Below are 20,572 nucleotides of genomic sequence, written 5' to 3'. Positions count from 1 at the left end.
GCTATATCACTATAGATAAAGGAGGAATCCGGATTTTGTTTCAGCTCTCCGAAAAACAAGCCCAAGACATCGTAGACAAAATGATGAAGGATATTCCATACAATATCAATATTATGAATGAACGAGGCATCATCATTGGCAGCGGCGAGAGTGAACGAATCGGAACCATTCACCAAGGAGCTGTTCAGGCGCTCGAAACTGGGAAAATGGTTGAAGTGTGGCAGGACGGCCACTATGAGAAAAAGGGAACCAATGAACCGATTGTCATTCATCATGAGTTAGTTGGTGTCATTGGTATTTCAGGCAATCCCGATGAAGTGCGTCCTTTTTGCAATATTGTTAAAACTACGGTGTCTCTCCTGATTGAACAGCGGATCTCATTGGAGCATCTGGCCCATGAAGCCAATCGCAAAAAATCTGTGCTGGAAATGTTGTTAAATCATCAGGGAGCCTACACGCAAAAAATAAAAAAAGAAGCAGCTCAATATCACATTGATTTGCTTCTAAAAACTTCGGCTGTATATGTAAAGTATCTGCCTGCTGATCCAGCTCATTTAGCCGAGTTGTCCAATATATTCATGCAGCATCCGTCCTTTCGTATGGAGGAAGACTGCTATCTCATCCTGATACAAAATCAGGAGCCGACAGACAAACTGCTAGAGCCACTTGTAAGCAGCCATCCCGATGTGCTGATTACGGTCAGCAGACAGGAGCACAACATTGCGGATGTTTATATGCAAGCCAAGTCAGCTATGAATGTTTTACTGGCTTTGCGCCCGCCTGTGCAAAAAATTTCTTTTGCGGAAGTCGAGTTTCTGGTCAAATTGAGTCAAACGAACCTGACGAACACGATCTATCTGGTTAGCAAGTTGGAAGATACTGTGGATTTGCTAGATACGCTGCGAAGCTTTATTAACCATAACGGCAGTGTCTCCTTTACCGCAGATGAATTAAATATTCACCGAAATACGCTGCAATACCGCCTGAAGCGCATCCATACCTTAACCGGTAAAGATCCCCGGAACCTCCTTCAGCTTTTTGAGCTTACGCATGGCTTATTGGCACTGTATCAATGAACTGCTGTTTCACGCCAGACCATGCGCCAGTAATATCATATTTCCGCTCGCCGTCACTCCCAAATTCCTCAGCCAATCCAGCTTTGGCTAAGTTCGGGATTACAGGCGAGCGCTCGTATTATATCGTATTTGTATGATGCCGTTTTATGTTTATAACCACTTCTCCATCTGTTCATTTCTCGCTGAACTGAAGTACTCTTGCGATATTCTCGCACGTACGCTCTACGTTTTGCGGCCCTTCGGCCAGCAGCTTACCGAGCTCCGAGGCTCCCGGCACGATGCCAAACACCGCATCTATCCCTTCCTTGTACAACGTGTCGATCCCTTCCCCGATATAACCTGCGACGGCAATAACCTTTTTACCAGACTGTTTTGCCGCCTGAGCTACTCCATAAGGAGTTTTACCGAATTTGGTCTGAAAATCAATACCGCCTTCCCCCGTCAAAACGATATCGGCAGTGGCGAGCTTTTGTTTTAAACCGGTGTATTCAATCACAATTTCAATGCCTTTTTGAAGCGTCGCCTGAGTGAAAATCAATAAGCCCGCACCCAATCCACCTGCTGCGCCTGCGCCTGGGAGATCGCGCACATCCTTGCCCAGCTGCTGTTTCACCACATCGGCGTAATGAGCAAGATTGGCATCCAATTGCTGCACCATCTCCGGGGTTGCCCCTTTTTGTGGCCCGAATACTTGAGATGCCCCATGCTCTCCGCACAGCGGATTTGTCACATCACAGGCAACAATCAGTTGTACCTGCTGCAAGCGGTCATCCAGTGATGAAATATCAACACTGGCCAGCTCGCCCAGACTACCGCCGCCGCGCGGAAGAGTATTACCTGTTGCATCCAAAAATCTGGCGCCCAGCGCTTCCGCCATTCCTATACCGCCATCATTCGTCGCGCTTCCGCCAATGCCGATGATAATTTTTCGAATTCCCTGGTTCAGACATTCACGGATTAACTCCCCTGTGCCGTAGGTTGTTGTCTTTAACGGGTTTTTGTTATCCTTGTTGACCAAATGGATTCCACTGGCGGATGCCATCTCGATTGCCGCCGTGGTGCCGTCTCCCAGCAAGCCGTATGCAGCAGTTACAGGTTCTCCAAGCGGTCCTGTCACCTCGATATAACGAATCTGCCCGCCTGTCGCATCCACCAGTGACTGCACCGTTCCTTCACCGCCGTCCGCCATCGGTACGTGGACATAATTCGCCGCCGGATAGACCTTGCGCAGTCCTTTCTCCATCGCGATACACACTTCTTTAGCCGTCATGCTTTCTTTAAAAGAATCTGGTGCCAGCACAAATGTTTTCTCTCTCATCTTCTCACCCCATCGTGAATATTAAAGTAAAAATCCATACATAATTGTCGCTACAATTGCCATCGTTCCACCCACAATAGCTTCGTAAGGAATCAATCCCATCCGTTGTTTAATGCTCATTTTCATGCTGTCTGCCGTGACGTGAAAATAGTTGCCCTGCGGCAAGGAATCAATGACTGTAGCTCCTGTATGCACCATCACAGCTGCAGCGAGCGGGGCCGTTCCCATGTTCAGAATGGCTTCCCCAAACGAGCCTGTCGCCAAAATAACGCCCGTCGAGGTGGACGCCGTAGCAGCTGCCATCAGAATACCTGCAAGCGGTGCCAAAAATGTACCGGAAACTCCCGAAGCTTCAATCAGGCCAACCACCTGAGCAGACAAGTTGGAGGCAGAGATCAGACCCGCAATCCCACCTGCACCGATCAAAATCAGCACGGTCGCCGTCATTTTATTCAAACCGGAGGCCGAATACTTCAGGATATTGCGCCCTTGTCCCATGGCCAGCATACCCACAATCCCAGCGATCGGCAAAATGTACATCGCATCCACCTTGAAATTCGAAAGTGCTTCAATACCAGAGATGGAACCAATCGGGTTAATCATCAGCAAAATAACAGCTACCAGCGGGGCTACAATCGCCCGTCCCAACGCCGGGTATTTCGATGTATCGACATCACTGTCCATGATATCCTGGTCAGACACCTTCACACCTTTGGTTTTCAACATAGATGCCACCAAAACAGCCATGATTAAACCGCATATCGCAGGAACCACACCCGCCAACATCACGTGGCTTAAATCCAGATTAAATCCGCGCGCCGCTGCAATCGTATTAGGATTGGGAGAGATGATGTTCCCCGCTTTTCCGCCTCCAGACAAAGCCAACAGGAGCGCCAGCTTGGAAATCCCCATTTTGTTACCGACCGACAATGCAATAGGTGCCACAATCAACACGGCAACGGGAATAAATACACCTACCGCCGTAATAATCATCGTCGCCAAGGCTAGTGCGAGTATCGCTTTACTGCCGCCGAACTTCTTTACAATAGCCTGCGCAATCGTCTCCGCTGCCCCGGATTCCATCATTACACCTGCCAATACACCTGCGGCAAGCACACGAATGACCGTCCCCATCACACTTTGCGTACCGCTTATTAACACGCTGATCGTCTGTTCCAAATTGGCTCCGCCCAATAAAGCGCCTACAATAGCTCCCAAAAATAAAGCGTAAACCGGATTCAGCTTTCTTAATATCAGAATAATTGCAATAGCCAGCCCTGCCAGAGCTCCTATCCAACTGATCGTCAATCCTTCCATCTGTCTAACCCCCCGGGCAATTTTTGATTACGCTTTCATTATATCGATTGCCGCACGTTAAAAATATTGAAGAACAGACGAAATTGATTGTGCATTTGAACAAAAAATCCGAACAGATCTATGTCTTAAAATGCAATTTTCATTTTATGTATAGTGGCGTTACAAAACAAATTTAATGTATACGCTTGCAAATTTAAAATTTCAGATTATAATACCTGTATACAAGTATACTTGATTAATTGAGAAGGTGAAATGATGGTCGAATCAGAATTCCTATATCCCTCCAAATGGCTTTTAAAAGCCTCAGCTGGTGATCGCGTAACATCCGAGCTTAGAATGCGCATTATTTCTGGCGGGATTGAAAGCGGTACCATATTATCTGAAAATAAACTAGCTGCTGATTTCACTGTAAGTCGCTCACCCATTCGTGAAGCGTTAAAAATACTGGCATCCGAAAATATCATTCGATTAGAAAGAATGGGAGCCGTTGTTATTGGCCTATCAGAAAAAGAAATAGAAGAAATTTATGATGTCCGTCTGCTCATAGAATCCTTCGTATTTGAACGTCTTGTAAAGATGGACACTAATGATTTGGCGAAGGAACTTAGTAAAATACTCGAAATGATGAAAGTCGCCGTCAAATATAGTGATGCTGATGAGTTTTCGTATCAAGATGTCTTGTTCCATGAAACGATTATTCGTGCAGTCAACCATTCACATATTCTGATGATTTGGAATAATTTAAAGCCTGTTATGGAAAGTCTCATTCTTTTGTCGATGCGTATGCGTTTCACTGAAAAGTATGAAGATTTTACAAGGATTATAAACAATCACGAACTTTATATTGAAGCAATCAAAGTAAAAGATAGAGACCTCATGATCAAGTCTTTACATGAAAACTTTGATGATGTTCAAGGTAAAGTAGAAGACCTATGGATGTCACAACAAATGCTATCTAAAGGAGTCGTGCAACAAAATGACTAACTATATGTTGGGTGTAGATATCGGGACCACAAGTACAAAAGCCGTTCTATTTAGCGAAAAAGGTGAAGTCATCCAACAAGAGAATATTGGATACCCGCTTTATACACCGGACATAGCGACAGCTGAACAAAACCCAGAAGAGATATTTCAGGCTGTCCTACAGGCCATTTCGAATATCATGAAACATCACTCACAAAAAAAGCTATCGTTTGTTTCATTTAGCAGTGCCATGCATAGTGTCATTGCGATGGATGAAAATGACCGCCCACTGACGTCTTGTATCACTTGGGCAGATAATCGAAGTGAAGCATGGGCACATAAAATAAATGATGAGCTGAATGGCCATGAAGTCTATAAACGAACAGGAACACCTATTCACCCCATGTCACCCTTAACGAAAATAGCCTGGATTGTGAATGACCTTCCTGAAACCGCTGTCAAGGTTAAAAAGTATATCGGAATTAAAGAATATATTTTTAAAAAGTTCTTTGATCAGTATGTAGTGGATTATTCCCTAGCTTCTGCCATGGGCATGATGAATCTAGAAAAATTAGATTGGGATGAAGAGGCATTAAAAATTGCTGGTATAACCCCTTCTCAATTATCTGAGCTCGTGCCAACAACCAGGATATTTACCAACTGTGATTCAGATTTAGCAAAAAAGATGGGGATCGATCCACAAACATCGTTTGTCATTGGAGCTAGCGATGGAGTCCTTTCTAATCTAGGTGTAAATGCGATACGAAAAGGCGAAGTTGCCGTCACAATCGGGACAAGCGGTGCCATTCGAACCATTATAGACAAGCCTCAAACAGACGAAAAGGGAAGAATATTCTGTTATGCCTTAACAGAAAAGCACTGGGTTATTGGGGGGCCGGTGAACAATGGCGGGATGGTCCTTCGCTGGATTCGTGACGAACTTGCCTCATCAGAAGTAGAAACAGCGAAAAGGCTAGGAATTGATCCATATGATGTACTAACCAAGATTGCTGAACGTGTAAGACCAGGCTCTGACGGATTGTTATTCCATCCATACCTGGCTGGTGAACGTGCGCCATTATGGAACCCAGACGTACGTGGCTCATTCTTCGGTTTAACGATGTCACATAAGAAAGAACATATGATTCGCGCAGCCCTAGAAGGAGTCATTTACAATTTGTACACCGTATTTTTAGCTTTAACCGAATGTATGGACGGTCCTGTGACCCGAATTCAAGCTACTGGAGGCTTCGCAAGATCAGATGTTTGGCGGCAAATGATGTCTGACATATTCTCATCTGAAGTCGTCGTTCCAGAAAGCTACGAAAGTTCTTGTCTAGGAGCTTGTATTTTAGGCTTGTATGCCACCGGACAAATCCAGTCCTTTGAAGTCGTTTCTGAAATGATTGGCAGTACCAACAAACATACACCAAAAGAAGAAGCAACCAAGGAATATAGGAAATTGCTGCCGATTTTCATTAACCTATCCAGAGTATTAGAAGATGATTATACACGGATTTCCAATTATCAAAGAAGCTTAATTAAACACTAAAAAGATAAAAAGCAGGGGGTAATTACAATGCCATTAGTTATCGTAGCGATTGGAATTTTAGCATTATTAGTTTTAATAATGGGTTTCAAATTGAATACCTTTATTTCATTAATCATTGTATCGTTCGGCGTCGCTTTAGCACTTGGAATGCCATTAGAGGAAATTGTCAAAACCATCGAAGCCGGATTAGGCGGAACCCTTGGTCACTTAGCGTTAATCTTTGGACTTGGAGCGATGTTAGGTAAGTTGATCGCTGATTCTGGTGGTGCTCAACGAATTGCCATGACCCTCGTAGACAAATTTGGTGAAAAAAATATCCAATGGGCAGTCGTAGCTGCTTCATTCATTATCGGTGTGGCGTTATTTTTTGAAGTAGGATTAGTATTGTTAATTCCAATCATATTTGCCATTTCAAAAGAATTAAAGGTTTCTATCTTATATCTCGGGATTCCGATGGTTGCAGCTTTATCCGTAACACATGGTTTCTTACCTCCACATCCAGGACCAACAGTTATTGCTGGTGAATATGGCGCGAACCTTGGTGAGGTTTTACTTTACGGTTTCATTATTGCCATTCCAACCGTTATTTTAGCTGGACCTGTATTTACTAAGCTTGCCAAAAAACTCGTACCTGCATCATTTACGAAAACCGGTAATATTGCCTCTTTAGGTGAACAAAAAGTATTTAAATCCGAGGAAACTCCGGGATTTGGTATCAGTGTATTTACTGCAATGCTTCCTGTTATTTTAATGTCTATTGCTACGATTATTACTTTGCTTCAAAAAACAATGGGATTTGAAGATAGCAGTTTACTAGCAGCGATCCGTTTTATTGGTGATGCATCAACTTCCATGTTAATTTCCTTACTGGTAGCTGTCTACACCATGGGAATAGCACGAAAAATTCCAATCAAAACTGTAATGGCATCTTGTACAACGGCTATTACTCATATTGGGATGATGCTCTTAATCATTGGGGGTGGCGGCGCCTTCAAACAAGTACTGATTAATGGCGGCGTAGGTGACTATGTAGCTGAATTATTCAATGGAACTACATTATCACCCATCTTACTTGCCTGGATTATCGCTGCAATATTACGAATTTCCTTAGGTTCTGCAACCGTTGCAGCTTTAACAACCGCTGGTTTAGTTATTCCGATGTTAGGACAATCCGACGTTAATCTTGCTTTAGTTGTGCTTGCAACAGGAGCAGGTAGTTTAATAGCTTCACATGTTAACGATGCTGGTTTCTGGATGTTTAAAGAATATTTTGGTTTAAGCATGAAAGAAACATTTGCAACATGGACATTACTTGAGACCATCATTTCTGTAGCTGGATTAGGATTTATTTTAGTACTAAGTTTATTCGTATAAACCATGATTCCCGGGCGGTAGATCCCCCACTTATTTTTCTTAGAATCTTCTAAGCCTATAAGTGAGGATCTACGGCCTATTCATTTCAAATAAAAGGAGCAGAAAAAATGTCCAACACAATTGGTGTCATTGGGTTAGGGGTAATGGGCCGTAATATCGCTTTAAACATGGCTGGTAAGGGTGAACAAGTCGCTGTCTATAATTATACGAGGGAATTAACGGATGATCTTGTTAAAAAAAGTGAAGGTCACTCCATCCATCCCTACTACGAAATTCAAGATTTTGTTTACTCCTTAAAAACTCCAAGGAAAATCTTCCTTATGGTAACAGCGGGCAAACCGGTCGATTCGGTAATAGGTACATTAGTACCCTTCCTTGAAGCAGGCGATGTGATCATGGACGGTGGTAACTCCCATTACGAAGATACGGAACGTAGATATGATGAATTGGAGTCAAAAGGAATCGGTTATTTAGGAATCGGTATTTCCGGCGGCGAAGTCGGGGCTTTAAATGGACCTTCGATCATGCCTGGTGGAGATAAAAACGTATATGAAAAAGTAGCTTCTATTCTAACAAAAATAGCAGCCCAAGTGGACGGAGACCCTTGCTGTGTTTATATGGGTCCAAAAGGGTCCGGTCACTTTGTAAAAATGGTACATAACGGAATCGAGTATGCAGATATGCAGTTAATCGCAGAAACCTATACATTTTTAAGAAAAAGGTTACGTTTATCTGTGAATGAAATTGCTGATATCTTTGAAATATGGAATCAAGGGGAACTAAAAAGTTATTTAATCCAAATCACAGCAGAGATTTTACGGAAAAAGGATGATGTAACAGGCTTACCACTAATCGATGTGATTCTTGATAAAACAGGGCAAAAGGGCACAGGTAAATGGACAAGCATTCAAGCAATTGACAATGGGATCCCATCATCCATTATTACAGAGTCATTGTTTGCCCGTTACATCTCCTCTTTAAAAGAAGAACGAGTTTACGCAGAAAATATTCTAACAGGACCAGGGATTGATCAGCGAAGTTTAAATAAAGATGTGTGGATTGAGTACATTAGACAAGCTTTTTATATGGGTAAGATCTGTGCCTACGCGCAAGGATTTATACAATATAAAATGACTTCTGAACTTTACGGATGGAATTTACCTTTAAAGGATATAGCCCTTATTTTCCGTGGTGGTTGCATCATTCGTGCCGAATTCTTAAATGTAATAAGCGAAACATATCAAGAACAGCCGAATTTGGCTAATCTATTAATCGCCCCGTATTTTGCTGAAAAAGTTAAAGCGTATCAAATAGGATTGCGAAAAGTTGTCTGTGAGGGTATTAATTCTGGCACTTCGTTTCCATGTTTAAGTGCTTCACTTACTTATTATGATAGTTACCGGACAGGCATTTCGAATGCTAACCTTTTGCAAGCACAAAGGGATTATTTTGGTGCCCATACTTATGAACGAAGTGATGCAGCAGGGTCTTTTCACACAAACTGGCAGTGATCGATAGTGGTAGTAAATCTCCAGTGTCTATGCTATTTCATCTCATTTTTGAACGATCGAACTCGTTGCTTCTGTCGTACCTTTTGCCTCACCATGTCCTGTACCAAATAGGTTCAGTACCACCACGCCAATAACAATTAAAGCAATACCTGCGATACTTCCTGTATTGATTTTTTCTTTCCAAATCAATACTGAAATAAGCGTTGTAGCAACAGTTCCTACACCTGACCAGATAGCATAAGTCATATTTAAGGGGAGCGTCTTAAGGGATAAGGAGATAAAGAAGAAAGAGATCACGAACGCAACAATTGTGAATAAAGTCGGATACAGTCTGGTGAAACCTTCTGAAGCTTTAAGCATTGAAGTTCCAACAAGTTCACCAACAATAGAGATTGCCAAGAAAAGATAAGCCATTATTATTCATTCTCCTTCCTTTATATATGTTTTCAATTCTCCCATCATTTTTTGCCTCATTTCTTCATTGGGAGGAGCAAGCCCAAACATTTCAGCAAACCACAAACCGTCTATAGCTAATCGGACTATCGTGGAACGAACGGGGTCTAATTCGTCGTTTTCAATTTTATTTTGGATATTCTCATACTCGTCCTGAAGTAATTTTAGCATGTGAGGGTTCGTAAACTGTGCTGCTGAGAGAGCGGTATACAGGTCACTTGCATTCCGATCGCCACAAAATGATGTATTCATATACGCGCGAGTCCATCTTCCTTTGGAATGCATATCGTTTTCTGCTCTCTCATTAAATTCGGAGACAAAGCTGGTCGATAGTTGTTCAACCATTCCCAAAATCAATTCATCTTTATTCGGAAAATGGTAAAGCAATCCTCCTTTACTTATTCCCGCTTTCTTAGCCACCGCTTCTAACGTTAATTTCTCTACTCCTTCTTCGTGCACAATCATCGAGGCCGCTTTAAGAATTAATTCTCTTTTTAATGCTTTTTTAGTTGTATTCATATTGATCACCCCTCTTTATTATACCGTCCAGACGGTTTTATTTCAAGTGGGTTAAAGTTATGGATTGGGTATGTAAGCCTAATTGAGTTGGATTAGGTTTTGATACTTTAGGTTTAAGCTAAATAAAAAGAAGCCTTGGGCGTATAACATTTCAGCCAAGACTTCGTCAAATAAACATCTACCCAGCCCAGACATTTGGCAAAAGTTCGCATCTGTTGGGTTTTAAGTGCCACTTATAGTTTAACTCTGCACATATTGTCTCAGCCATTGGAGCGCGGGACGTTCCGTGCCGTTAGAATTCAGCAGATGTGTGTTCGGCTTCCAAGTTTGTCCCTGGATATACCCCCAGAGCGTAACTCCCTTCACCGCAGAATGCTTCCATAATACCGGAAATTTCTCCTTGTATCTGGCAAGCTGGGTGTTGTCGTCTCCAGTTATATCCAGTTCCGACACATAGATTGGCAATCCTGTTGCCGCCAGCTTGTTCAGTACAGTGTTCATCGTGTTAACTGAAACAGTGTCCATGCTAAACTGGTGGCATTGAATACCAATTCCGTCAATCAGGCCTCTGCTCTTGAGCTGATTAATAATATTGACATATTGGTCGGTTAACGAGGGATCGTTGATAATTCCATATTCATTAATCATCAGCTTGGCATTTGGAAAGGCTTGTCTTGCCTGTTGGAACGACCATATGACCCAATCCCATCCGGTCGACCCGTCACCGCCTATGGCATTGCGGAAGGATGGCTTCTGATGCAGGGGCTCATTCACCACATCTATAAACTCCGCATTCGGATAGCGTTGACCTGCTGCTTTAATCCACTGGGTCACTTCCGCCTTCTGATCAGCAGCCGACAGTCCGCTAATCCAACCTGGCTCCTGAGCACCCCATACCAATGTATGGAACTTGAACGGGAATCCATTGTTACGGGCATAATTGTAGGCGGTATCCGCCTGCGACCAGTTCATGTTGTTACGGTTGCCTTCAACTGACCCCCATTTGGTCGAATTCTCTGGCGTCACCTGGTTCCAGTATGTTCCGAAACTTGCAGGGACACTTCCAGCAATGATATTTCCGAGGAATTTGCCACCGTTCGCCATACTGGCACTAGCCGGGTTTATCAGAACTGATGATAACAACACACCCGCCAACGCCAAGCTGCTTACCAACTTGCCCACTTTAAATTTCGACATACAATCTCCTCCTCATACGTATAGTTTTTAATATTCCTACCTCTAAATAAATCGCTTACATTTCCAATTATAAGAATGAAAGGTTATTGTCCGCTACATGTAAAAGTAAAGATTTTACCCGAAAAACTTTACATCATTGCGGGGCGACTGAACACCTGGTGCTCCTTTAACACATCGTTTCGGTTAAAATCTAGCCAGAACGATCATTTATTGATAACACGATAGAGGTGACACTTACACTGCTTAAGTAATTCGGATTGAATTCAATTTTTTACGAATGGGAATCACTATACGATAGTTTAAAGGGCACCCAATCGGGTGCCCTTTGTGCGTAACACATGTTTTCACATATGCTGGTATAAAACATGCGTAACAATTGCGGATAAGGATGGAAGTTTTATTAATGCCCGCGATGTTTTTCTTTCGCTTTTTTCTCCTTTAATTCCCTTATCCGTGCCTTCATGGATTCCCTTTGCTGTTTAGAGTAAGCATGTTTCTCCAACTTGCGCTTCTCATACTCTAACTTTAAGGCCTCTTGTGCGTTGGAAGAGACCCCCTTCTGCCTTAATTCATACGCTGCCTGTCTTGCTAGCCGCTTCGGATTGACCTTCTTCGTTTCAGACCACTTTATAGCCACCTCTTGTGAGAGCCGACCAACAAGTTCCCACATTTCCTCACGGATAAAATGGAGAATTTCCTCGTCCTTAGGCTCTGTACCAAAGATGTGCCTAGCTGCCTTCAATTTCCCTTGGTCCTGCTCTTCCACGACTCCAACCCAATACTGTCCATCATGATAAACTGTAAGCTTCATTTTAATCCCCCTCATTTTAAATCGAAACGATGGACATCCCGAGGGGGGGAAGGTTACTGACATGGTACTCTTGGAATCTGAGAGTCATTCATGCGTCTGGACTACCAACCAGACTGTGTTTTTTCGTCCCAGAAAAAGTATAGTTGCCTTACTGGAAAACAGCAAGACGAAAAGATTAATTCTGTATGAAATTGTAAACCGCTGATATGTATTAGAGTGAACCTGGATATAGAGTATACTATATGAGTATAAGTTCGATACACGATGACATTATATATGTAATGGTATTCAAATACAGCGCAGAAGAGGTTGAAAATGAGTCAGAAGCATTTTACAGATTACGCATTAAGTGAAGAAATTGTAAGAGCGCTGAATAGCTTGGGCTATGAGACGCCAACAGAGATTCAGACGGAAGTCATTCCTGTTGCGCTTGAGAAGAAGGACCTTGTCGCCAAATCGCAAACTGGTAGCGGCAAAACAGCAGCATATGGTATTCCACTTTGTGAGCTAGTAGATTGGAATGAGAATAAGCCCCAAGCTTTAATCCTGACGCCAACCCGTGAACTTGCATTACAGGTCACCGAGGACATCACGAATATTGGACGCTTTAAGCGGATAAAAGCGACGCCCCTTTATGGAAAACATCCTTTTCATATCCAAAAGGCCGAGTTAAAACAAAGAACACATATGGCTGTAGGTACGCCAGGACGTGTACTGGACCATATTGAACGAGGCACGCTATCGTTAGATCGAATGGCCTACCTCGTGATTGATGAAGCTGACGAGATGCTGAATATGGGCTTTATCGAGCAAGTTCAGTCAATCATTCAGGCCCTGCCTAGTGACCGGGTTACCATGTTATTCTCCGCTACTTTTCCTGAGGATGTAGCCAGACTGTCACACAAGTATATGAACGATCCTGTTGAAATTGAAATAAAAGCAACCGGTATAACGACCGCTACAATTGATCACTCTCTTATTCAGGTGAAGGAGTCAGACAAGCTGGCACTACTGCAAGATCTGCTGATTGTTGAGAATCCTGACAGCTGCATTATTTTCTGTCGTACGCAGGAGAATGTAGATACATTATTCAGATCATTGGCTGATCTCGAATATCCATGTGATCGCATTCATGGTGGCATGGAGCAGGATGAGCGATTTGAGGTGATGAATGCATTCAGAAGGGGTCAATTCCGTTACTTGATCGCGACAGATGTTGCCGCCAGAGGAATTGATATCACGAATATCACCCATGTCATTAACTACGATATTTCTCTTGAGAAGGAAAGCTATGTTCACCGCACAGGACGTACGGGACGTGCTGGCAAAACGGGTAAAGCCATTTCCCTCATCACTCCTAAGGATGGCCGAAGATTAGCTGATATTGAAGCATATATTGGGTTCGCGATTCCGCAGGTAAAGGCTCCCTCAGAAGAGGCTGTTGACCTCCGTAGAGAAGATTTTGAGCAGAAACTGCATGTAAAAACCGCACTCAAAAAAGATAAGCGCGAGCAATTAAACCAACAGATTATGAAGCTGAATTTTAACGGCGGTAAGAAGAAAAAACTTAGAGCTGTCGACTTCGTGGGAACCATCGCTAAGCTTGACGGGGTCACCGCAGATGATATCGGGATTATTACGATTCTGGATTATGCGACAGATGTTGAGATTCTGAATGGTAAAGGTCCACTGGTGCTTGAGATTATGAAGAATACAACCGTAAAGGGTAAGCTGTTAAAGGTACGTAAAGGGAATAAGTAGAAGATACGCTGCACTAAAGAGGATGAGGCAATCCCGCCCAGCATAGCCGATGGTTTTCGTTAGCTATACGGGAGGGATTGCCGAGTTTATCTCTTGATCGTTTAATTTATCTTTCCATTTTGAATTTGCAAGAAAATCGCATGCTCTCTTGGATAAAACCATATCGTCATCTTCACCTTATCAATAACTTAATTTTATTCTATCTCTCATTCCTTCCGCTTCACCTAATCCATAAGTTATTTTGAAAAAGCACTCCTGAATCGTTTCAGAGATTACTTACTATTGCGACGTCTAAAGTTATTAAAAATGTAATGTCTAAATAGAACAATTGAAATTTCGTTTTATTACCTCGTAACATCTACTTTTTCCTTAAACCAATCAATATCAGGAAAATCAAGCGATAGTGCTTCAGAAATTTGGAGCCCTGAACCGAGAATGGGACTGGCCAATGCCAAGCCACGTTCTTTGTTTTTAATATGAAAATTCAGAATTCGTTTATTGTCTTCATGAACTACTTGGAATCCTTCAGCAACAAACACGCGATAATCAAAAATTTCTCCATCACGTAGATTTTATTTTCTTTCGCTCTGCTTTTGCCTTAACTGTGAGTTTTTCCTTCTCTGTTAGCTTTATCTAGGATTCGACATTTGTTGACAATAAATTTGGTAAATGTTAGAATGCCAATGAAATGATAGTGTTTTGCAAACTAATCTAGATTACATAATAAAAACAGGTTTTAGCAAAACAAAATTAAAGGAATAAATTTTTAGTTATTTTGGGAGGATTTATGTTTAAAAGATGGCCAGCACTTCTATGTACCGCAGGGGTTGCAATTTTACTGTATCCTTTGTCTTTTGCCCATGCATCCGAAGAACCGGTTACCGTGTCTGAAGCTGTGTATGAAGCAGAATCAGGCGTTCTGAACGGGGGGGTGGCCGAGTTTCAAAAATCGACGGTCACTAAGGAGCATTATGTTAGGAAGACACTCGTTAATCCCAACGCCTCGCCTGAAGCCAAATCGTTGATGAGCTATCTGGTCGATCAATACGGCAAGAGTGTACTATCCGGTCAGCAGAACAGTTCTAACATTAGCTGGATGCAGGACGCGATTGGTAAAAAGCCAGCCATTGTCGGATTCGACCTGATGGATTATTCACCGTCTCGCGTCGAGCACGGCGCTTCCTCCTCTGAGATCGAGAATGCGATCGATTGGCACAGCCAAGGCGGTATTGTCACCGTTGTATGGCATTGGAACGCGCCGAAGGGTTTAATTGACCAACCTGGTAAAGAGTGGTACAAGGGATTCTTCGGGGATTCCACCACTTTCGACGTTGATTACGCGTTGAACCACCCGGAATCCGAGGATTATAAACTTATTTTGCGGGATATCGATGCCATTGCGGCACAGCTTCAAAAGCTAAAAGATGCGAAAATCCCCGTGCTCTTCCGGCCGTTGCATGAAGCTGAAGGAGGATGGTTCTGGTGGGGCGCAAAAGGTCCGGAGCCGTCAAAGAAACTTTACCACCTGGTGTACGACCGCTTAACGAGCGTGCATGGTCTGAACAATTTGATTTGGGTCTGGAACTCTAGCGCACCGGAGTGGTATCCGGGACACGATGTTGTAGACATCGTGAGTACGGATCATTATCCGTCTGCGGGCGACTATAGTCCGGTCACTGACAAGTATGACGCACTCGTCTCGCTTGTGAACAACCAGAAGCTGGTCGCATTAACCGAGAACGGCGCGATCCCGGATCCGGATTTACTCTCCAGTGACGGAACGAACTGGAGCTGGTTCACTACCTGGACGGGAGAGTTCCTGACCGATGGCGTAAACAATAGCCGGGAGCATTTGAACAAAGTGTTTAACCATCCAAACGTGATCACGCTCGATGAGCTACCGGATGTAGATCATTACGGCCAAAACAATTAACGGTGTGTCGTAAGTGCACAATGAACAACCAAGTCCTCCTATGCGGATACGGGTTACCTGATCTCCGACAAGATCATACCGACGCAGGGCAGTTTTACCTTGACGGTAACAAATGAAAACCAATTTTCTGATACATTGCTTGAATAAAATGTATACTTAAACGAATTGATAGCAAGGGTGTTTCTGGAGTAATCCCAAAACACCCTTTTTTTCATGAGCCGGTTGAAACTCTAAAGGCTTGTTTGAACCAGCCTGGGTATCTGTAGCAAGGAGGCTGGCTTCCGATTCGGTGAGCAAGAGAGGCAAGCAGGGAAATTGGCTCATGCTACTGGTTCTAAGGCGGCAAGAGCGTCCGCCTAAGAGTCAATACGTTATAACAATATAATGAATGGTAATGACGAAATGAAAATTTCAGCGCCCTGGTTTGTTTTCACACGTTCAACTAGCAGCCACCACATAGGTACGGATATATTCCGCACCAAGACATTAGAGATGATTACATAAAAAGTATTTTTCCATAACAGACAAAACAAAATTGCAATAATGGCCGGAACAGTCCATGAACCTATCATATGACCATTACTTAATATAACAAATGTTATAACAGGATATAAAAGTGCAACTACCATCTGGACTCCCCTATTATCATAAAACTTCATTTCCCATCCCCTTTTTTCTTTACAATCTATTTTTAAATTTTTGGATAGGTATATTTATTATTCTATTTATTTCCACAATAAAAATCCAAGCTCTATGAAATCAACAACGTTGGTGATAATTGTTCTGCTTTATCGTATTCTCTTAGAGGGTTGATTTAATACTTAAAAAATTTTAGAAAAGATGTCCCTTTGGTTCATCTTCATTTGTTATACAGATATAGTTTTCTTTTTAATCAGAGGGGGTGCCTAAATCTTTGAATGAGGAAATCGAATATAGAATTAAACGGGTCCAAGCTGGCGAGATCCAGGATTACGCCTACATTGTAAAGGAGTATCAGCGTCAGATTTTTGTGTACTGCTGGCGGATATTAGGAAGTGAGCAGGAAGCGGAAGAGGCTGTACAAGATATTTTCGTTAGTGCTTTCGAGAAAATCAGTATGTACAAGCCCACAGTGGGCTTCTCCTCCTGGCTGTATAAAATGGCTTATCATCACTGCCTGAACCTGATTCGCAGGAAAAATCTACAGCGCAAATTTAAAATTACCCTGTTCAACTCAACTAACATGACTTCAGACAGCGCTGCGCAGGTTATGGAACGTCAGCTTTTCAGTGAACCGCTAAGCCGGGCATTGGGCCAACTGAATGCAGAAGAACGAAACCTGCTGGTGCTACGCATTTTTGAAGAAAAATCGTTTGGAGAAATCGGGGAAATTATGAACAAAAGCGAGGAAGCTATCAAGAAAAAATACGGCAGAACAAAAACAAAGCTAAAAAAAATGATGGAGCCCATAAAGGAGGACCCAAAATGCGTGAATTACAAGACAGAACTCAGGAACAAGGTCTGAAATACACCGATTTGAAAGACAAAGACTTTAAAAATATGGACATGTTGACGGAGCCAGAGAACGTCTTAAAAATACAAGCCTTTGACGTCTCTGACAAAGTGATGGAACAGGTCTACCAAAAGGCGAAACCCAAAAAGGGACTCATCGTAAAAATGCGTCTTCAACCGCGCATCACCGCTCCTATTATGATCTTACTTTTTGTATTGGGCGCCTCTGTGACTGGGTACGCCGCTTCGCAATATCTGGAATTACGTAACAGCAAAGGCGATGTCGTATTAAATACCGCCAAAACTCCTGCCGAAACGGACGCTTCCCAAACGTATACAACCACCTACACACAGTGGAACGAAAAGGTGAGAGACCGTCTACAGCCTAGAGAGTATGCGGCCTATTACGTTAAGGACGATTCTATGAATCCAAGAAATTCGTCTAATCCTGTCCTATTTGCATACAAACCGACTGAACTTTCTAGCTTCAGCAGTCTGCAGGATGAAATCAAGCGTACAGAAGCCCCACTATTCCACAATCCTACTCATCTGCCGAATGGCTACCGATTTGATTTCGGATACGTCTATCCAGTCGCTGCATATCCTGGGATGATGAACAAAGAGGAATATCGGGCTTTAACGGATAAACTGATGCAACAGGCCAAGGCCGCACCGAAAGGTGAAAATCTGTTTATTCAAAAGCTGAGCTGGGACAAGTCAGACTTCACCTTTGCCCGGTATACAAGAGGAAATGACTATGTAAACATCACCGTCACCAAGTACGCTCCCGAAGTCACAAAGACGACCGTGATGCAAAATGAACAGGATTCGGCTGAGGAACTGATGATCAAAGGAACCAAGGCCTATTACATCAGAGCAAGCGAAACAAGCACGCCCTTGGAGGTAGGGAAAAACCGACTGGGTTGGCTTGATGAAAAAAGGCGTTTACACTACAACATATCTGATAACCAGGACAGCCCGCTGAGCAAAGAAGACCTGGTAAAAATAGCCGAGGATTTGCTTAACGGTTCACCGCAATAGCTATAAAAGAAAAGCTAACGTCAACTACATGAATGAAATTGCTCTTCAAGTTTACGAGGCTGGTCACATGCCGGTGCTGGGAGAGTGGTATGCTTTGCCCCTTATCGCCACAGCCGGTTCCACTGCTCTGGGAGATGAGACCTTTAACAAAATCTTCCACCCGTCTTCCATTCGCCTGCTTGATTACTGTAACGCCGTGCTTCGGGTTGGAGGACTCTCTCAGGGTGCCGATGAAATGGTAAGGGTGGCGAAAGAGAAAGGATTGTTGATTTACGAACGGCTCGACGAACTTCCGTTGGTGTGATATATCCTCTTTGACCAGACCAAAGACAACTTGCCTCTGGGCATCCTCCACGGATCACCCGAAGAATCTCTCAATCAACTGAGACACTAAGGGAATTGCGCAAATGTTTAACATCACTCATCGGTGGACGCCCAAACATGCGTCCATATTCCCGGCTGAACTGCGAAGGGCTCTCATAGCCAACGCGAAAGCCTGCATTGGCGGCTTCCACTCCCTCCGAGAGCAACAAGCGGCGTGCAGTCTGCAATCGAATGGCCTTCTGATACTGCAGAGGACTTATAGCCGTTACCTTTTTAAAATGCTTGTGTAAGGAAGAAGGGCTCATGTTTACTTCCTTCGCCAATTCTTCAATCACAAGAGGCTTAGAGTAATCGCGGGTTATCAGATGGATCGCTTGGGAGATGCTATGTGCATAGCTACCAACTACGGCAAATTGCCTGATTAAAGCCCCCTGCTCACCTTGTAATACACGATAAAGGATCTCGTGCGTGATAAGCGGCGCAAGAAACTGAATATCCGCAGGCGTATCCGAAAGTCTGACAAGCCGAAGCAGCGCATCAAGCAGCAGAGGGTCAAATTGGCTCACTAGTATGCCGCGTCCAGTCTTTACGGTACATTGAGGAGGACTCTTCTTGATAATGTCCAGAATGACGTCTGGGCTAATGGATAATTGAAGACTTAGATAAGGAAGCTCCGACGAGGCTTGAGTTATTTTACCAATTACGGGAAGTTGAACTGATGTGACCATGTAGGTTGTTGGATCGTACACATAGTTTTCTCCAGCCAGCATTGCTGTCTTTGAGCCTTGTGCAACCACGTACAGGGAGGGCATATGGACCGTATGATTCAGCTCGGACACATGGCTTGCACGTCTGAAATAAAGTCCTGGCACAGACGAGACAAACGTACCATCCGAAGACGCATGTTGATCAATTAGATGAATCAGTTCCTGTAGATTCGTAGAAATATCAGAGGGGGGAGGAGACGAAATCATTCATGCTTCACCTTCCTTTCCGTTGAACGCTAATATTGATGTGCTAATTATATGCGCGCCGAATAGGATTAGGCAAGAATTGGACTTGATCGGTCTACCTGTCTCAATCGAATTCTACTTAAAATTTACTTGCAAGGCCAACAGAGGGCCTAAGGCAAATAGATCAAAGGAAGAAGGATTGGGCTATGCATTTGGAAGGAAGAATAGAGAACAAAGTCGTCGTGATTACAGGTGCAAGCAGCGGAATTGGAGAAGCAACAGCACTGTTACTTGCCGAGCGTGGAGCAAAAGTCGTGCTTGGAGCACGCGGAGCGGAGCGCCTTGAAGCGCTGGCGACACGCATTTCCAATAGAGGTGGCGAAGCTGTTTATGCACGCACTGACGTGAGACGGCGCGAGGATCTGTGCAATCTCGTTAATTTGGCTTGCGAACGGTATGGGAAGCTGGATGTTCTCGTCAGCAACGCTGGCGTTATGCCCATTTCCCCTCTCGAAGATCTGTGTGTCGAGGACTGGGAGGACATGATTGATGTCAACATTAAAGGCGTTTTGTACGGTATAGCCGCAGCGTTGCCTATCTTTCGCAAGCAGGGTTCTGGACATTTCGTGAACATCGCTTCTGTAGCAGGACATAAGACTGTGCCGAACCAGTCGGTCTACTCCGGTACGAAGTTCGCCGTGCGCGCGATCTCAGAAGGATTGCGCCAGGAGGCTGGCGACAAGCTGCGCGTGACCATCATTTCGCCTGGTATTGTGCAGACGAATTTCACGGAGGGTATGACCAATCCAGCATTAAGAGATCAACTCGCTGCCATCCGGGATAAACTAGCCATGACACCTGACGCGGTAGCCCGTGCAATTGGATTCGCAATTGAACAACCGGCCGATATTGATGTGAACGAAATCGTAATCCGTCCAACCGCACAAATGTAATATAAATAGATAGGGGCACCTTCTC

At 43.6% G+C, this 20,572-nt stretch carries 17 protein-coding genes and 1 pseudogene; 11 read left to right on the top strand and 7 right to left on the bottom strand.

From position 1 onward, the window contains the following. Nucleotides 1-35 precede the first annotated feature (35 nt). Nucleotides 36-1,076: a CdaR family transcriptional regulator gene (locus NLX74_RS04565; RefSeq protein WP_254328048.1), complete on the top strand. Its 1,041-nt coding sequence runs from the start codon at nucleotides 36-38 to the stop codon at nucleotides 1,074-1,076. Between the two features lie 172 nt (nucleotides 1,077-1,248). On the opposite strand, the gene NLX74_RS04560 is transcribed toward NLX74_RS04565, so the two are convergent. Both NLX74_RS04560 and NLX74_RS04555 read right to left on the bottom strand, forming a co-directional pair. Beyond that, on the bottom strand, nucleotides 1,249-2,394 hold the full coding sequence (locus NLX74_RS04560) for a glycerate kinase family protein (RefSeq protein WP_061829766.1): 1,146 nt from the start codon (nucleotides 2,392-2,394) through the stop codon (nucleotides 1,249-1,251). A gap of 21 nt (nucleotides 2,395-2,415) precedes the next feature. Further along, on the bottom strand, nucleotides 2,416-3,711 hold the full coding sequence (locus tag NLX74_RS04555) for a GntP family permease (protein WP_254328047.1): 1,296 nt from the start codon (nucleotides 3,709-3,711) through the stop codon (nucleotides 2,416-2,418). A 252-nt stretch (nucleotides 3,712-3,963) separates the two neighbouring features. Here NLX74_RS04555 and NLX74_RS04550 point away from each other — a divergent pair, with 252 nt between their 5' ends. The 4 genes from NLX74_RS04550 (at nucleotide 3,964) to gnd (ending at nucleotide 9,111) form a co-directional block, all read left to right on the top strand. Beyond that, complete coding sequence (locus NLX74_RS04550; RefSeq protein ID WP_053326458.1) at nucleotides 3,964-4,695, top strand: GntR family transcriptional regulator; 732 nt, start codon at nucleotides 3,964-3,966, stop codon at nucleotides 4,693-4,695. Beyond that, nucleotides 4,688-6,226 carry a gluconokinase gene (gntK, locus tag NLX74_RS04545; RefSeq protein WP_254328046.1) on the top strand — a complete coding sequence of 513 codons (1,539 nt, stop codon included), beginning with the start codon at nucleotides 4,688-4,690 and terminating at the stop codon, nucleotides 6,224-6,226. The genes NLX74_RS04550 and gntK overlap by 8 nt, the downstream gene beginning before the upstream one ends. 27 nt (nucleotides 6,227-6,253) lie before the next feature. Next, a complete protein-coding gene (locus NLX74_RS04540) occupies nucleotides 6,254-7,600 on the top strand; it encodes a GntP family permease (protein WP_235306771.1) in 1,347 nt (448 codons plus the stop codon). A gap of 107 nt (nucleotides 7,601-7,707) precedes the next feature. After that, the gene (gene gnd / locus NLX74_RS04535) at nucleotides 7,708-9,111 is read left to right on the top strand and encodes a decarboxylating NADP(+)-dependent phosphogluconate dehydrogenase (RefSeq protein WP_254328045.1); all 1,404 of its coding nucleotides are present in this window, start codon (nucleotides 7,708-7,710) and stop codon (nucleotides 9,109-9,111) included. 42 nt (nucleotides 9,112-9,153) lie between these two features. Here the strand turns inward: gnd and NLX74_RS04530 are convergent, their stop codons facing one another. The 4 genes from NLX74_RS04530 to NLX74_RS04515 all read right to left on the bottom strand — a co-directional run bounded on the left by NLX74_RS04530 (nucleotide 9,154) and on the right by NLX74_RS04515 (nucleotide 12,091). Continuing rightward, complete coding sequence (locus tag NLX74_RS04530) at nucleotides 9,154-9,525, bottom strand: DMT family transporter (RefSeq protein ID WP_254328044.1); 372 nt, start codon at nucleotides 9,523-9,525, stop codon at nucleotides 9,154-9,156. A 6-nt stretch (nucleotides 9,526-9,531) separates the two neighbouring features. Next, nucleotides 9,532-10,083, bottom strand: coding sequence for a TetR/AcrR family transcriptional regulator (locus NLX74_RS04525; protein WP_254328043.1), 552 nt, complete (start codon nucleotides 10,081-10,083; stop codon nucleotides 9,532-9,534). 240 nt (nucleotides 10,084-10,323) lie between these two features. Continuing rightward, nucleotides 10,324-11,280, bottom strand: a complete 957-nt coding sequence (locus tag NLX74_RS04520; protein WP_254328042.1) for an endo-1,4-beta-xylanase — start codon at nucleotides 11,278-11,280, stop codon at nucleotides 10,324-10,326. Between the two features lie 400 nt (nucleotides 11,281-11,680). Then, nucleotides 11,681-12,091 carry a YjdF family protein gene (locus NLX74_RS04515; protein ID WP_235306775.1) on the bottom strand — a complete coding sequence of 137 codons (411 nt, stop codon included), beginning with the start codon at nucleotides 12,089-12,091 and terminating at the stop codon, nucleotides 11,681-11,683. 315 nt (nucleotides 12,092-12,406) lie between these two features. Here NLX74_RS04515 and NLX74_RS04510 point away from each other — a divergent pair, with 315 nt between their 5' ends. The 5 genes and pseudogenes from NLX74_RS04510 to NLX74_RS04490 all read left to right on the top strand — a co-directional run bounded on the left by NLX74_RS04510 (nucleotide 12,407) and on the right by NLX74_RS04490 (nucleotide 18,621). Continuing rightward, entirely contained in the window at nucleotides 12,407-13,852 is a 1,446-nt protein-coding gene (locus NLX74_RS04510) for a DEAD/DEAH box helicase (protein ID WP_254328041.1), read from the top strand. Between the two features lie 967 nt (nucleotides 13,853-14,819). After that, nucleotides 14,820-15,755: pseudogene (locus NLX74_RS04505) on the top strand (glycosyl hydrolase); the annotation flags it as partial. A gap of 943 nt (nucleotides 15,756-16,698) precedes the next feature. After that, the gene (locus tag NLX74_RS04500; RefSeq protein ID WP_235306778.1) at nucleotides 16,699-17,289 is read left to right on the top strand and encodes an RNA polymerase sigma factor; all 591 of its coding nucleotides are present in this window, start codon (nucleotides 16,699-16,701) and stop codon (nucleotides 17,287-17,289) included. Beyond that, nucleotides 17,250-18,317, top strand: coding sequence for a DUF4367 domain-containing protein (locus NLX74_RS04495; RefSeq protein WP_254328040.1), 1,068 nt, complete (start codon nucleotides 17,250-17,252; stop codon nucleotides 18,315-18,317). The genes NLX74_RS04500 and NLX74_RS04495 overlap by 40 nt, the downstream gene beginning before the upstream one ends. A gap of 67 nt (nucleotides 18,318-18,384) precedes the next feature. Further along, a complete protein-coding gene (locus tag NLX74_RS04490) occupies nucleotides 18,385-18,621 on the top strand; it encodes a hypothetical protein (protein WP_254328039.1) in 237 nt (78 codons plus the stop codon). Between the two features lie 70 nt (nucleotides 18,622-18,691). Here the strand turns inward: NLX74_RS04490 and NLX74_RS04485 are convergent, their stop codons facing one another. Continuing rightward, entirely contained in the window at nucleotides 18,692-19,615 is a 924-nt protein-coding gene (locus NLX74_RS04485; RefSeq protein ID WP_254328038.1) for an AraC family transcriptional regulator, read from the bottom strand. A gap of 185 nt (nucleotides 19,616-19,800) precedes the next feature. Between NLX74_RS04485 and NLX74_RS04480 the strand changes: the two genes are divergently transcribed. Further along, entirely contained in the window at nucleotides 19,801-20,547 is a 747-nt protein-coding gene (locus NLX74_RS04480) for an SDR family oxidoreductase (protein ID WP_235306783.1), read from the top strand. Nucleotides 20,548-20,572 lie beyond the last annotated feature (25 nt).

It is taken from the genome of Paenibacillus sp. MZ03-122A (assembly GCF_024213325.1).
In the GTDB taxonomy this organism is placed as follows: domain Bacteria; phylum Bacillota; class Bacilli; order Paenibacillales; family Paenibacillaceae; genus Paenibacillus; species Paenibacillus polymyxa_B.
The sequence above is the reverse complement of the archived record's forward strand: the minus strand, read 5'-3'. Positions and strand labels throughout refer to the sequence as shown.